Source organism: Peribacillus sp. SIMBA_075 (assembly GCF_046534585.1).
Map to the genome: position 1 here is coordinate 196,832 of NZ_JAWRYN010000004.1, position 15,357 is coordinate 212,188.

At 38.9% G+C, this 15,357-nt stretch carries 11 protein-coding genes; 10 read left to right on the forward strand and 1 reads right to left on the reverse strand.

Features of this window, described 5'->3' with window-relative positions:
• The first annotated feature begins 58 nt into the window (after positions 1–58).
• The 6 genes from SB775_RS05765 (at position 59) to nhaC (ending at position 10,178) form a co-directional block, all read left to right on the forward strand.
• The gene (locus tag SB775_RS05765) at positions 59–1,633 is read left to right on the forward strand and encodes a peptide chain release factor 3 (protein ID WP_284471380.1); all 1,575 of its coding nucleotides are present in this window, start codon (positions 59–61) and stop codon (positions 1,631–1,633) included.
• Positions 1,634–2,705: 1,072 nt separating this feature from the next.
• Positions 2,706–4,307: a DcuS/MalK family sensor histidine kinase gene (dcuS, locus tag SB775_RS05770; protein WP_410860810.1), complete on the forward strand. Its 1,602-nt coding sequence runs from the start codon at positions 2,706–2,708 to the stop codon at positions 4,305–4,307.
• Entirely contained in the window at positions 4,304–5,011 is a 708-nt protein-coding gene (locus SB775_RS05775) for a response regulator (protein WP_089364135.1), read from the forward strand. Before dcuS ends, SB775_RS05775 begins: the two co-directional genes overlap by 4 nt.
• 296 nt (positions 5,012–5,307) lie before the next feature.
• Positions 5,308–7,002: an NAD-dependent malic enzyme gene (locus SB775_RS05780; protein ID WP_410860811.1), complete on the forward strand. Its 1,695-nt coding sequence runs from the start codon at positions 5,308–5,310 to the stop codon at positions 7,000–7,002.
• A gap of 120 nt (positions 7,003–7,122) precedes the next feature.
• The gene (locus tag SB775_RS05785; RefSeq protein WP_089364133.1) at positions 7,123–8,070 is read left to right on the forward strand and encodes an AEC family transporter; all 948 of its coding nucleotides are present in this window, start codon (positions 7,123–7,125) and stop codon (positions 8,068–8,070) included.
• A gap of 728 nt (positions 8,071–8,798) precedes the next feature.
• A complete protein-coding gene (gene nhaC, locus SB775_RS05790; protein WP_410860812.1) occupies positions 8,799–10,178 on the forward strand; it encodes a Na+/H+ antiporter NhaC in 1,380 nt (459 codons plus the stop codon).
• Positions 10,179–10,306: 128 nt separating this feature from the next.
• Here nhaC and SB775_RS05795 read toward each other — a convergent pair whose 3' ends face one another.
• Positions 10,307–11,500, reverse strand: coding sequence for an FtsW/RodA/SpoVE family cell cycle protein (locus tag SB775_RS05795; protein WP_089364132.1), 1,194 nt, complete (start codon positions 11,498–11,500; stop codon positions 10,307–10,309).
• A 292-nt stretch (positions 11,501–11,792) separates the two neighbouring features.
• Between SB775_RS05795 and SB775_RS05800 the strand changes: the two genes are divergently transcribed.
• The 4 genes from SB775_RS05800 (at position 11,793) to SB775_RS05815 (ending at position 15,235) form a co-directional block, all read left to right on the forward strand.
• Entirely contained in the window at positions 11,793–12,131 is a 339-nt protein-coding gene (locus SB775_RS05800) for an SDR family oxidoreductase (RefSeq protein WP_410860813.1), read from the forward strand.
• On the forward strand, positions 12,124–12,333 hold the full coding sequence (locus SB775_RS05805) for a hypothetical protein (RefSeq protein WP_410860831.1): 210 nt from the start codon (positions 12,124–12,126) through the stop codon (positions 12,331–12,333). Before SB775_RS05800 ends, SB775_RS05805 begins: the two co-directional genes overlap by 8 nt.
• A gap of 310 nt (positions 12,334–12,643) precedes the next feature.
• Entirely contained in the window at positions 12,644–14,206 is a 1,563-nt protein-coding gene (locus tag SB775_RS05810; protein WP_410860814.1) for an aldehyde dehydrogenase family protein, read from the forward strand.
• 255 nt (positions 14,207–14,461) lie between these two features.
• Positions 14,462–15,235 (forward strand): TerC family protein, encoded by a 774-nt coding sequence (locus tag SB775_RS05815; RefSeq protein ID WP_410860815.1) that lies wholly within the window; start codon positions 14,462–14,464, stop codon positions 15,233–15,235.
• Positions 15,236–15,357: the final 122 nt, after the last annotated feature.

Genomic DNA, 15,357 nt, shown 5'->3' on the forward strand with positions numbered 1-15,357 from the left:
TACGATAAATCCCCTATATATTTTTTATTGATGACTCCAATAATGAAAGGAACATTTTATGACTACATTAAAAGACGAGGTTCACTCTCGAAGGACCTTCGCAATCATCTCTCACCCGGATGCCGGGAAAACGACTTTAACAGAAAAATTATTGCTGTTTGGTGGTGCGATTCGTGATGCCGGAACAGTTAAAGCAAGAAAAACAGGGAAATATGCTACAAGTGACTGGATGGAGATAGAGAAGCAACGGGGAATTTCCGTTACATCCTCGGTCATGCAATTTGATTATGATGATTTCCGTGTTAATATTCTCGATACACCAGGTCACCAAGATTTCAGTGAAGACACATATCGTACACTGATGGCTGTTGATAGCGCCGTGATGATCATCGACTCGGCAAAAGGGATCGAGGATCAGACGGTTAAATTATTCAAAGTATGTCGGATGAGGGGTATCCCGATTTTCACTTTTATCAATAAAATGGACCGACAAGGTAAAATGCCGCTCGAATTGCTTGCCGAACTTGAAGAGGTATTGGGGATTGAAACATACCCGATGAACTGGCCGATTGGAATGGGAAAAGACTTCGTGGGTATTTACGATAGGTTCAATAATCGGATTGAACAATTCAAAACTGAAGGGGATGAGCGTTTCCTTCCGTTGAATGACGAAGGTGAACTCGAAGTGGATCATAAACTTAAGGATTCCCAGTTATATGAGCAAACTTTGGAAGAAATCATGCTGTTGACGGAAGCGGGTAACCAATTCTCTGAAGAAAACATTGCGAATGGAAAACTTAGTCCCGTATTTTTCGGAAGTGCTTTAACGACATTCGGTGTTCAGACGTTTTTGGATGCCTATCTGAAATTTGCACCAGCCCCACAAGCACGGATGACAACATCAGGTGAAATGAGTCCTGTCAGTAATGATTTTTCCGGCTTCATTTTCAAGATACAGGCGAATATGAATCCGAAACACCGTGATCGGATTGCTTTCCTTCGTATCTGCTCCGGTAAATTCGAGCGTGGAATGAGTGTCAACTTGAGCAGGACAGGGAAACCAATCAACCTTTCTTCATCTACTCAATTCATGGCAGATGATCGGAACACCGTAAACGAAGCCGTAAGCGGGGATATCATCGGTTTATATGATACCGGGAACTACCAAATCGGCGATACGATTACAACAAGCAAAGACATGTTCCAGTTTGAAAGGCTACCGCAGTTTACACCGGAACTATTCATGAGGGTAACAGCTAAAAACGTCATGAAACAGAAACATTTCCATAAAGGAATTAACCAACTTGTACAAGAAGGGGCAATTCAGCTCTTCAAAACGGTTCGGATGGAAGAATACCTGCTTGGTGCGGTTGGGCAACTTCAATTTGAAGTATTCGAGCATCGAATGAGGAATGAGTACAATGTTGAAGTCGTGATGGAGCGCATGGGCAGTAAGATCACACGTTGGGCTGAAGATGAAAAGCTGGATGAAAATCTTCATAGCACAAGAAGCATTCTTGTTAAAGACCGGTTTGATAAATATGCATTTTTATTTGAAAACGAATTTGCACTTCGTTGGTTCCAAGATAAAAATCCTGACGTGGAATTATATAATCCAATGGATTTGAAATAATGGAGAGGCCCGTGTAATATACACGGGTTTTTTCATTATCTGGAGCATTGTTTAAATATCGAAAGGTTTTTTTGATAGTATCTTAAACATGTTTCCGGGGCTATATTTACCTGTTATTATGTGAAATTACCTATAGAGCGAATTTATGGAGGAACTTCATAATCAATCAGGCTTCGACTTAACTTGATACATTGGAACAGAAATCCCTGACATTTGGGTTGTATATCATTTTAATCAATAGTTTAACTGGAAAACATCTGATAGTGGAGGTTGTTCAGCTTGTAGAATAAGGTCCCTTTTAGGGTCTAAATCTGCAAGCTTTTTTTGTGTAATCAAAAAAAAACAGATTCCAGATAAAAGTTATATAAACAATAAAGACTGATGTTATATATACATAAGTAGGATTTGCAGTTGCCCCGTCTACATCCGCACTGATGTCTACAATTACTAATCTTTTTTCATAATCATTAACATATCTCTAGTAATTAAATGATCTTTTCTATGAGTACTGTCTTAATACATTGTTGATTTGAAATCTGTTGAAAATGCGGGTATTTTAATCATTACCCCCTGTTTTAAACATGTCGACTTTAGATAAACGGAAACAGGGAGATAGAAGATGTTAGACAGCTGAATTTTTGAAAATTAAATAGTAACTAATTGGAAAGGTTAAAAGAAAAGCGCAGTAACTTTTAGCATGGTAAGAATTACTGGGATATTCCGCGAAACTTCTTAGAACTGCATAATGCTAATAGAAAATTTGTGGCTTTAACCCTGGTGCAGGAGGAGAATAGCAAAAATAACTTATATTGAACTACCGAGGTATGCATTTATATCCAAGCCTACTAAGGTATAGTCGGTTTTATCATTGGAAAATATTGCAGATGAATTAGTATTTTTAAGGATACGATTGGCAAATGGTTAGGTTAATTGAATTAAATCAATTGGCTACCTTTTTGGAACTTGATAAAGTACCGAATAATTGTGTGATGTAGGCAAAATGAACATACTTAACATAAAAAGTATCTTCCTTAAAGTTAATAGAGTTTTTAGACCAAAGAGGTGTGTAGTAGTGAAAAAAGGGAAATGGAGTCTACAGTTTACTATTATGATACTGGTGTGTGGGGTAGTAGCCCTATCATTATTTATTACAGATATTCTTATTAGCCAAACAGTAGCGGATACAATAGAGAAGAGCCAGACTGAAAAAGCAGTAAACGTAGCACGCATGGCAGCACAAACACCGCTTGTAATCGAAGCGTTAAGTGGAAGTGGGAACAATCAGGAAGTTCAGCAATTTGCCAATAGGATAAAAAAATCGACAGATGTAGAATTTGTAGTAATAATCGATAATAATGGAATCCGGAAAACTCACCCCGATCCAAGTAAAATAGGAAAAAAATTTGTTGGGGGGGATGAGAAAGATGTATTACGAGGTAGAGAGCACATATCTATTTCCAAAGGAACTTTAGGCAGGTCATTGCGTTCTTTCACCCCTGTTTATGATTCAGAGGATAATCAAATTGGAGCCGTGGTGGTCGGTATTTCTCTTCAAAAAGTTAATGATGCTGTTTTAAAAAGCCGTTTTAATATTTATGTGGGAACCGTTTTTGGAATATTAACCGGAATTGCCGGGGCAATCCTTTTGGCAAGGTATATTAAGAAAATATTATTTGGGCTGGAACCTTTTGCTATTGCAAAGGTTTTAAAAGAGCGAAACGCCATTTTACAATCAGTTCGGGAGGGAATTATAGCGGTAGATCAGAGTTCAACCATTACTCTCATAAACAAAGCAGCTTTAAAGATATTTAAAAAAGCGGGCATTAATGAAAATCCAACGGGTAAAAAGGTAACTGGTTACATGCCTGGCTCAAACCTGGATAGAATCCTGGAGACCGGCAAGGCCGAATTGGATAAAGAGCAGGATTTAAACGATAGTGTCTTACTAGTGAATAGGGTGCCAGTATTTGTAAAGGATGAAATCGTGGGTGCCGTGGCTACATTTCGTGATAAAACAGAAATACATCTGCTGGCGGAGCAGCTTACTGGAGTCCGTTTATATGCTGAATCTTTAAGGGCCCAGTCGCACGAATTCATGAACAAACTTCATGTAATACTTGGTATGGTGCATATGCATTATTATGATCAGCTTGCAGCATATATTAGTGATCTTGTTGACCACAGAGAGAACGAGATTGGCTTTATTACCAAAACCGTTAAAGATCCAGTACTAGCCGGTTTTTTAATTGGAAAACTAAGTTATGCCAGGGAAGCAGGTGCTAAGCTGGCATTATCCTCTGACTTTCAATTGCCAGAACCAGAAAATGCATCTATTACTCATGAGCTAATTACGATAATAGGAAATTTGATTGACAATGCTATAGAAGCAGTGGAAAAAAGGCCCGTTAAACGAATTGAATTAAAGTTTGATTATGCAGATGATATTTTAACTATTGAAGTTCATGATACTGGACAGGGAATATCTGATGCCAATCTTAATCATATCCTTCTAAAAGGATTTACAACAAAAGGAGATGACAGGGGGATTGGTTTATATTTGGTTAAGGCAAGCCTGGATAAGCTAGGTGGAGATCTCGATATTAGTTCAAAAGAAGGTCAAGAAACAACGTTTGTGGTTTATATACCATACAAAAGCAAGGATGATGTAGGATGATTAAGGTAATGATCGTAGAAGATGACCCGATGGTTGCTGAGTTCAATAAGCGCTATTTGAATCAAGTCGATGGCTACGAATTAGCTGCTGTCTGTTCCTCAGTGGATCAAGCTCTGAATGTATTGGAAAATCAAAGAATAGGGTTAGTTCTATTAGACATTTTCATGCCTGGGAAAAATGGACTCGATTTACTCTCACAAATTCGAGAAAGTGAAAAAGAGATAGATGTTATTGTCATTTCTGCTGCGTCGGACATTGAGAGGATTCAGAAAGCATTGAGACTAGGTGCTGTTGATTATTTAATTAAGCCGTTTGAATTTGAACGTTTTAACGCGGCCTTATCAGCATATCGGAACAAATCAGCTTTTATCCAAGATAAAAATATGCTAAATCAAGAAGAATTAGATTATCGAATATTGCATCAAGAAGAAAATCATTTACCAGAGGAATTACCGAAAGGATTAGCTCAAGATACCTTAAAGATTATATGGAATGTGATACGGGTATTTAAAAATGCTCCCTTTTCAACAGAGGAAGTCGTAAATGTGGCGGGTATATCCAGGGTATCAGTAAGGAAATATTTAAAATTCATGAAGGATATCGGGGTCCTTGATGTTAAGGTAATCTATGGAACGGTAGGCCGACCAGTCTCCCAACACAAATTTAATGATGACAAGAGCCATATTATTCAACGTTATCTGTAAGTAGCCAAATGGCTGCTTACTTTTTTTAATTACATAATACTAAAATTAGTTAAATAAGCTAGTGTCCCCCGTAAATGACTACTAAGATATACACTGGCGATTGAGTTATGTATAAATTTTTCATGGGATTAAACAAATAAGCAGTAATGAGGAAATATTTATGTTTTTATGTGCTGTATATTTATTTTCCTTTTTACAGTTTTCTTTTAGTAATTACACTTCCACAGGGAAGAATATACTCTATTGCCTGGTAATGATCATTTGTAAATATACATTTTTAGGAAGAGGGTACGTCTATGACAGCTTATGATAAGACAAAAAAGGGCTTGGAAACAACTTTAAGAGGAAAAGGTATTCTGTCAAACCCTTTTATTAATAAAGGGGTTGCTTTCACTAAGGAAGAAAGAAATGAACTAGGATTGGTAGGCTTGCTGCCATCCCAGGTGCTTACTCTTGAGGAACAAGTAAAAAGAGCTTATGTACAATTTTCCACTCAACCTAGCGATATTCGGAAGAATGGAATGTTATATGATTTGTTTAATAGGAATGTGGTACTGTTTTACCGCCTACTTAAAGACCATCTAAGTGAAATACTTCCAATCATTTACACACCTACTGTAGGAGAGGCCATTCAACAGTACTCCCAAGAATATCACCGTCCAGGAGGTCTATACCTATCTATAGATAATATGGAGGGAATGGAAGATGCATTTAAAAACCTGGACCTTTCATCTGATGATATCGATTTAATAGTTGTTACAGATTCTGAAAGTATTCTTGGAATCGGAGATCAGGGAGTTGGTGGAATTAACATAGCCATTGGCAAATTGGCAGTCTACACTGCAGCTGCGGGAATTGATCCAAGCAGGGTGCTACCTATTGTCCTGGATGTTGGGACTGATAACGAAAGCCTGATTAGTGATCCACTGTATATTGGTAACAGGTTTGGGCGTGTTCGCGGTGATGAATACACCGAATTCATTGATTTATTTGTTAAAAATTCTCAAGCCTTCTTCCCAAGGGTATTACTTCACTGGGAAGACTTTGGAAATATAAATGCACGAAATATAATCGATAATTATGGTGAAAAGATTCTCACTTTTAATGATGATATACAAGGTACAGGTGCAGTAACACTAGCCGCCGTAAAGTCTGCATTACAAGTAACTGGTGTTCCTTTAAAGGAACAAAGAGTTGTTGTTTTTGGTCCAGGTGCAGCAGGAATCGGTAATGCTGATCAGATGGTTGAAGCCATGATTCTTGATGGCATTTCAAGAGAAGAGGCATATGGTAACTTTTGGGCTGTCGATTATCGTGGATTGTTGATAGATGACATTCCGGATGTTTTGAAATTCCAAAAGCCGTATTGCCGGAAAGCTGAAGAAGTTGAGGAATGGGCTCGGAATGAAGACGGAATCATCCCATTATTAGAGGTAATAAAAAAGGTTAAACCAACCATCTTAATCGGTACTTCTGGTCAAACAGGAGCTTTCTCAGAAGAAGTTGTAAAAGAAATGGCAAAGCACGTGGAACATCCTATTATTATGCCGATGTCAAATCCGACTCCCTTAGCGGAAGCTGTTCCTGAAGACCTTATAAAGTGGACTCAAGGTAAAGCCTTAATAGCGACAGGAAGCCCGTTTGATGATGTTGACTATAATGGTGTGATTTATACAATCGGACAATCTAATAATGCATATATTTTTCCAGGACTTGGACTTGGTGCAATTGTCGCAGAAGCAACAAGAATCTCTAAGGGCATGCTTGCAGCAGCATCATCTGCTGTTTCAAGATTATCGGATAGCAGTAAGCATGGTGCTTCTTTACTCCCTTCAATCAAACAATTGCAAGAGGTTTCTAAATCTGTAGCCATCGAAGTGGCAAAGACAGCCATTGAAGAAGGCGTTGCGAAAGCGGATATAACAGATATTGAAAAAGCAATTACAGAATACATGTGGAAGCCGGAGTACAAAACCATTCGTGGGAAATAAATCCGGGATTATTTTGTTGTCTCAAAAGAAAGGGGATCCGTTTTAGGGGATCTCCGGTAAGTCAGTCATAGTAGAATCTTTTAAATAGGACAATTTTTTGGAAAGAGAAGTGCATCTCGAGTGAATATTGGGAATATATTTTTAACATTAATACCAATCTTTTTTACAATTATTATTGGTTATTTGGGTGGCTATTTTAAAATTTTTAATTCAGAATCATCCAAAGGGCTTAATACGTTAGTTACAAAATTTGCATTACCTGCACACTTATTCATTGGGATCACGACAACCTCAAAACAAACCTTAATTAATCAATGGTCATTTTTCTTAACTATGACCATAGGTGTTATTGGCTTTTACATTATCCTTTTAATAGTGGCTCGTTTGGTGTTTAAATACGATTTAACTAAAGCATCTATGTTCTCATTAAACGCAACTCAGCCAGCCTTTGCTTTTATGGGGATATCTGTATTAGGCAGTTTGTTTGGGGCGCAAGAGATAGCTATACCTATTGCGATTACCGGTATTGTGGTGAATGCCCTTCTGGATCCATTAGCAACAATAGTTGGTACGGTCGGACAATCCAGATTGGGTAAATCTAAAGATGAAAAAACAAACATTCTAGGTATTGTTTTGCATGGTCTTAGCGAACCGCTTGCATGTATTCCCCTACTTGCTGTTGTATTAACACTATTAGGGTTCCAGGCACCGGATATCATAAAAAATGCGCTTGATCAAATTGGGTCAGTGACATCTGGGGTTGCATTATTTGCTGTTGGTGTAACCGTGGGTATCCGTAAGATTAGCCTACGACCAATTGCTTTTGGTATTTCCATTTTAAAAGTTGTGGCTATTCCATTATTTATGATTCTGGTTGCTCATCTAATTGGCCTTGATCATGCAGATACAATTAAAGCTATTTTGCTAGTATCATTTCCGGGATCTGCTGTAGCTGCAATGATTTCAACTAGATTTGATTCATTATCAACTGAAACAGCATCTTCATTTGTAATTAGTACCATTCTATCTTTAATTACATTACCTATCTATATTTCCTTGTTAATGTAGCCTTCTAAGTATCCATCCTTCTAGGATGGATACTTTTCAACAGAAGTTTGTGAAATACTGAACAAACTTATTATATAACATTAACCTTTTTTTGAAAAGAGTAGATGTTGGCTATTTTTATTTAAAGGGATGGCGTTTGATTAAAGGTGTAAGCCTAGGAAAATGCGTCGCAAATATTATCGATTGTGAAAACTATCCACTTATAAAAAAGATTATAATAATAGGATTTGTGTAATTACATATTCGAATGCAGCAGTTGACCAAATCTAAAATCTAAATCTTCGGTGTACAGGAATCATTTTTTTACTTACAAAAAGTAGTTTGTACACAATAATAATTTTTATTAATTGGTAAATTAAAAACCAAATTATCTGATGATCAGGAACAGTTTGCAGTTCATTTAGGTGGGACTACGACATAACTGAAAGAATTGTAGGGACATGATTAAGATAGGGGCTTATTTGGGGCTAAGCAAAGAAGAGGACTTATATCTTAGGGAATATTTAGCTGAACCTATACGAATCGAAGTATGGGTTTTTGTTTTGTGATAAAAAGGAATGAAGAATCGAATTCTACTAAAATAGATTATTATTCCTTTGACAATCGCCCGAAACTCCTTTATATTTAGCTAGTACTTTAGTGCTTAAAAGCGTTTCAGTAATTGTAGGGAGTGAAAAGTCCTATCCTTACCTTAGAGAATATACAAAATGAAAGCGGGGAAATACATTATGCGTCTTGAAGATGCAAAGCTAAAACTCTCCTTACCTGAAGCAATTGGGGTTTTGGCCGTTCTATTATTAATTATTGCAACTGGTATCATACATTATGGACTTGCCCCCCATATTCCAATTATAGCGGCAATCCTATTTCTATTTGTTTATGGAAAGATCAAGAAGCTGCCATTTTCAATTATGGAGGCGGCTATCGTCAAAGGTGCAGTTTCTGGTATGGGAGCTATCTATATATTCTTTTTCATTGGAATGCTGATTTCAATCTGGATGGCAAGCGGGACGATCCCTACCATCATGTACTATGGTTTTGACTGGATTTCCGGTGAATATTTCTATGCGGTCACATTTTTGGTGTGCTCGCTACTTGGGCTCTGTATCGGGAGTTCACTTACAACAGCAGCCACAATCGGCGTTGCTTTCATAGGCATGGCGTCGGCGATGGATTTTTCGTTGGCGATCACAGCCGGTGCACTCATTTCCGGTGCATTTCTTGGGGATAAAATGTCTCCATTATCCGACTCGACCAACCTTGCTTCGGGAACGGTTGGAGTACCATTATTTGAACATATCAAAAATATGCTTTGGACAACGATTCCAGGTTTTTTAATATCACTTATTCTCTTCTACTTCCTTTCACCTAATGTCAAACTGGCTCGCGTTGAGGAAATTGAAGCCATGACGAAAGCCCTGGAGATGGAAACGAACATAAGCATATGGAGTTTGATTCCGTTTGCCATCGTTCTAGTCATGGCTTTGAAAAAGGTGTCAGCCATTCCGACATTGTCGGCAGGAATCATTTCGGCAGCCATCATCGCTTTCATTCAAACTCCTAATTTGACGGTTGCAAAACTAGCAGATATTTTATACGGCGGATTTGTACTCAAGAGTGGAATGGAACAACTGGACTCAATCCTATCGAGGGGCGGCATTGAAAGTATGATGTTCTCCGTTTCGATGGTGTTGTTGGCATTGGCGATGGGCGGACTATTGTTTGAATTGGGAGTGATTCCTTCAATTTTAAATGCGGTCCAGGATTCACTGACGAGTGTAGCGAAAGTGATCTCCGCTACTGTATTTGCAGGAATCAGCGTGAATTTCCTAGTGGGTGAACAATATTTGTCAGTTATACTGCCTGGGAAAGCCTTTCAGCAGAAATATGAAGATTTAGGCTTACACCCAAAAACTCTTACGAGGGTACTTGAAGATGCAGGAACAGTTGTTAATCCTCTGGTTCCTTGGGGTGTTTGCGGTGTATTCCTGACACAGGTATTGGGTGTTCCAACCCTTGAATATGCCCCATTTGCATTCTTTTGCTTACTTTGTCCTTTGCTTAGTTTGATTTCAGGATTTACGAAAATCGGTATCCATTATAATTGAAAAAACAGGCGGTCGGTTTTGACTGCCTGTTTTTTTATGTGTTATCCCATAACCGAAGATTGGAGAGAGGGTATGACTAAAACCCCCTGACATGAACAGAAATGTCAGGGGGTGAAGGATTGGATCGTTTATTTTGAAGAAGCGATCTCATCTTTTGGGATGGACACGACTTTCTCTTTCTGTTCAAGTAAATTCATTCGCATTACGACATTTTGGTATATTCCCATTGACAGCATGAGCAGCAGTAAGGAAGATCCTCCATAGCTGATGAACGGAAGGGTGATACCAGTAATGGGAATTAGTCCAGTCGCACCGCCGATGTTGATACCAACTTGAATGCCAATCATGGATGAGATTCCGATCAATAATAGGCTTCCAAATGGATCTTTACATTTTGCTGAGAGTATAAACCCCCTAAGGACGATAAACCCAAGTGTCAATAGAACGAAGCCTACACCGAATATTCCAAGTTCTTCTGCAATGATGGAAATGATGAAATCCGTATGTGATTCGGGCAGGTACCCGTATTTTTGTACACTGTCACCAAGTCCCACGCCTGTAAGGCCTCCTGATCCTATCGCATACAAGGAATTCACGAGCTGATACCCATTTCCTCCCTCTTGACCAAAAGGATCTGCAAACCCGGTAAATCGAGACACTTTATTTTCAGAGAAAACGGATGAAAAATTTCCTGTCACGATTACTCCTAATGCAAATATTGTAACGAATATCGCAGTAATCAAAGAGAGTTTGGAAATACTCTTAAATGACATTCCGGATGAAAAGATCATCGTACTTGAAATTAGGAAAATGACGGCTGCCGTTCCGTAGTCAGGTTGAATCCCGATTAAAAAACAAATGAATACGAGAAAGAAAATCGGGGGGATGACGGCTTTATCAATGCTATTGATTCGATCCTGCCTTTTTCCGTAAATGGCTGCCAGATAAATGATCATGACTAACTTGGAAAATTCCGCAGGTTGGACCGATTTTGTCCCTAACTTGAACCAGCTTGTGGCATTTCCTGCTGTATGGCCGAAAATAAATAGCAGCAAAAGGATACCGGCCATTCCAAACATCATAGACATCAAGAAAACTTTGTTTTTGTACATCTTATAAGGAAGAATCATCGTCACGATCATTGCCAGGAATGATATGACAAAGGCCGTTTTTTGTTTCTCGAAGAAGAAATCCATGGACTGGTGGTACCGAGCAACAGCAGTAATCATGCTCGAACTGTAAATCATCACTAAACCAAACAAACAGAGTAATACGACAGCGATGAAAATAGGGAAGTCGTATGCTTTAATTATTCTTTTCATTTGTGCGCTCACCTCAAATATGTATGCGCGAAAAAATCGCCTTCTTATATAGTAACGGAAAATCAGTTATATAGATAATAATTTTTATTCGATAATATGAATTTATCCTCCCAAACCCCATATTAAACACTAAACCCGATAAACTTGACAGCTGCAATTCCCTTTGGTTTCCTATACATTAACTTCGATAGTTATCGTGAATTCTCCTTTTAATCATGATTATTTTTACTATATATTCCATTTTGGTAGTGCTATTATGGCTAGGTGATTACTATTCAAGGTAAATTGGTGAGTGGAATTATTCGATGAACTTCAACAAAAAGTCACACACATATTTAATCTTGACGCGATATACGATTTAGCTATCCCTGAAAAAATTGACCGGCTTGTCAATGTCGTAGGTAAGGACCATGTAAACGAATTTGATAAAGGGGTAACTAATCTTAAGAGGTATACGTATTTTAGCACCCGTTATGTGGCAGGGAATCGGGAAGGGATTCTTTACGAGCATGAATTGCGCTTTCCGAAAAGCTTTAAGAATCATTTTGAACGACAAAATTTGAGGCTGAATTACTTGTCGAGGAGCTTAAAAAGAGATTCCTATTACGATAATCAGGCCCAGTATTGTTAAGGGGCATTCCCAAACAGGGGAAACGATCAAATTCGATGGTCGCTATTTCAACCTCAATTTTCTTGATCCATATATTTCATCGGAGAGGGAAACGGTAGTGAACCTGGTTACAATCGATTATATTATACAGGCTACTTTATCTCCGGCATTATATAATGAAGGCAGGGAAAACCTATCATTTAACTGGTCCCAACCCAAGTAAGGCTAGAGAATTTTATGAACTTTTCGTTGATGAATTGTATAAGAAAGACCAAAAGGCCATATTCCAATGGGACTAAGCCAAGCGCTCCTATCAAGGGTCCTATGAAGGCATATTTAGGACAAGAAGCCCCTTGATTACTTCACTTGGAAAGGACGTTTTGACAGTACTGCAGCCCAAAACGATTTAGTTGCTTCTGGAATCATTTGTCCTGATTTCAGGGAAGTTGTTCCTGCTATGGTCAATTTTTATTTATAACATAAAAATGATAAGGAGTACCAGATAAGAATTTGGTAAAGAAAGGGGAATAGTTATGGGAAAAATCAAAGGCAAGTGGGATGTGTATTCCCCGGCAACAGGTGAGAAGATTGCGGAATTCGTTCCAACGCCACTGACCTCGATCCCTGATATATATAAGAAATCAAGATATGCGTTTCAAACGTGGTCAAGTCTTCCCATCAAAGAACGGCTGCTATATTTAAAACGGCTTCGATTATTGATGGTTGAAAAAATGGATGAAATAGCTGAAGTTATTTCAAAAGATACGGGAAAAGTAAAAATTGAAGCGCTGGTTGCTGACATTATGCCCACCATTGATGCGATCAAGCATATCGAGAAACATGCAGTAAAAGCTCTTTCCGGACAGAGGGTGTCCACTCCACTCATGCTAACTGGGAAAAAATCCTATGTCCATTTTATGCCCCGTGGAACGGTTCTCGTCATTTCACCATGGAATTATCCGCTGCAGCTCTCTATGGTACCCATTCTAAATGCTCTAGCAGCAGGAAATACAGTCATCGCCAAGCCATCAGAGGTAACTCCTTTAGTTGGGCTGTGCATTGATAATCTGTTTCATGAAGCTGGTTTCCCAGAGGGAACTATACAGTTTGCGCATGGGGGGAAAGAATTGGGGGCGGCACTAACTGAGCAAAAACCAGATTATATATTTTTCACTGGATCTGTAAGGACCGGAAAAATGATCGGTGAGGTCGCAGCTAAACAACTTATCCCAACTACTCTTGAGCTTGGCGGGAAGGATCCGATGATTGTTCTGTGTGATGCTAACCTGGAACGGGCTGTGAACGGGGCTCTTTGGGGTGCTTTTACAAACAGCGGGCAAGTGTGTATGAGTGTCGAAAGGGTTTATGTAGAACGTTCCGTTTATAAGGAATTCCTAACGATGCTTAAAGAAAAAGCGAAGTCCATGAGGCAGGGGATTCAATTAAACGATGATATCGGTTCAATGACTTTCCCAGCACAAGTTGATATTGTGGCTGGACACCTGGAGGACGCACTGAATAAAGGGGCCATACTTGAAACTGGAACCTCTCCGAAAGAGTGGAGAACGGGACAGACCCACTTCATTCCGCCGACGATTCTGTCCAATGTCGACCATTCCATGAAAATCATGAAAGAAGAAACGTTCGGACCCGTGTTGCCTGTTGTGCCTTTTGATACGGAGGAACAAGTGATTGCCCTTGCAAATGAAAGTGAATATGGACTCAATTCGAGCGTATGGTCGATGGACAGGGAAAAAGCAAGTCGGATTGCGTCACAGTTAGTTACAGGAGCGGTGACGATCAATGATGTGCTGATTACTGTTGCTAATCATCATTTACCATTTGGCGGTGCCAAACAAAGTGGCATTGGCCGCTATCATGGCGAGCATGGATTGAAGATTTTCTGTCATGAAAAAGCGATCATGATCGATAAAGGTAAAAAGAATACAGAAATCCAATGGTATCCATATGATAGGAAATATCCGAGGTTTTTATCGTTGTTTCAGAACTACTTTTCTGGAAAACCGAACTGGATCCGTTTTGGTAAAGAATATTTGCAGTTGATTAAATTATCCAAAGGGAAACGAAGAGGATGATCCAAATATAAAAAAGATTGTTATTTTCATAATAAGTGCGTATACTATTAATATACTTAATAACTGATTTTCCTTTCAAAGGGGAGTAGCGTTAGGGTTCGCCCTAAAACAAAGTCGTCATTACGTGAATGGAAACATTCATCGGCTTTGTTGACATGTTTTCATGTTCAGCAAGACCTTTGCCTATACGGCAGAGGTCTTTTTATTTTGCCAATGCCGATAGGGAGAAAATACAAACTATTGGAGGTTGAATGGATGGAAGCATCAATATTATTGGAATATGGTTGGGTCCTTCTTATCTTGGTTGGACTAGAAGGAATACTCGCTGCGGATAATGCAGTCGTCATGGCTGTCATGGTTAAACATTTACCAAAAGAACAACAACGAAAAGCCTTGTTTTATGGTCTGATGGGAGCTTTTGTTTTCCGCTTTGCAAGTCTATTCCTTATTTCCTTTCTTGTCGACGTGTGGCAAGTTCAAGCGATCGGTGCCATTTACTTACTTTTCATTGCTTTTCAGCACATTTACAAAAAATACGTTGGTAAAGGTGAGAAGGAAGTCACAAAACCTAAAAAGCAATCTGGCTTCTGGTTGACCGTGGTAAAGGTTGAAGCTGCTGATATCGCTTTCGCAATCGATTCCATGTTGGCTGCCGTTGCACTGGCTGTTACACTTCCTGCAACAGGCTGGATGAAAGTCGGCAGTATTGACGGAGGGCAATTCGCCGTTATGTTCCTCGGTGGTATGATTGGATTGATCATTATGCGGTTTGCAGCAAATGCATTCGTGAAATTGCTTCATCAGCGTCCTTCACTTGAAACGGCAGCATTTTTGATTGTAGGTTGGGTTGGGGTGAAGTTAGCGGTATATACACTCGCACACCCTTCACTGGCTGTCATCGATCATCATTTCCCTGAATCAACTCTTTGGAAATCGATATTCTGGGTCGTATTGATTGGAATTGCCGTGGGTTCGTGGATCATTTCAAGCAAAAAAGAGAAAAAAGAGAATCAAATACAGGAAGCATAAAAAAACAGGCGTGCAAGTTTAGAGGGCACTGAAAAAGTCCCTTCCGGGCCAATAGAGGTAGATTTTCTCAGTTTATTCTGAGGAAATCTACCTTTTTTTGTTTTATAATCAAGGTAATAAAT

Excerpts from the sequence above, each read along its gene's own strand:
- SB775_RS05765 (WP_284471380.1), top strand. The coding sequence starts at position 59 with ATGACTACATTAAAAGACGAGGTTCACTCTCGAAGGACCTTCGCAATC.
- SB775_RS05775 (WP_089364135.1), top strand. The coding sequence starts at position 4,304 with ATGATTAAGGTAATGATCGTAGAAGATGACCCGATGGTTGCTGAGTTC.
- SB775_RS05780 (WP_410860811.1), top strand. The coding sequence starts at position 5,308 with ATGACAGCTTATGATAAGACAAAAAAGGGCTTGGAAACAACTTTAAGA.
- nhaC (WP_410860812.1), top strand. The coding sequence starts at position 8,799 with ATGCGTCTTGAAGATGCAAAGCTAAAACTCTCCTTACCTGAAGCAATT.
- SB775_RS05795 (WP_089364132.1), bottom strand. The coding sequence starts at position 11,500 with ATGAAAAGAATAATTAAAGCATACGACTTCCCTATTTTCATCGCTGTC.
- SB775_RS05810 (WP_410860814.1), top strand. The coding sequence starts at position 12,644 with ATGGGAAAAATCAAAGGCAAGTGGGATGTGTATTCCCCGGCAACAGGT.
- SB775_RS05815 (WP_410860815.1), top strand. The coding sequence starts at position 14,462 with ATGGAAGCATCAATATTATTGGAATATGGTTGGGTCCTTCTTATCTTG.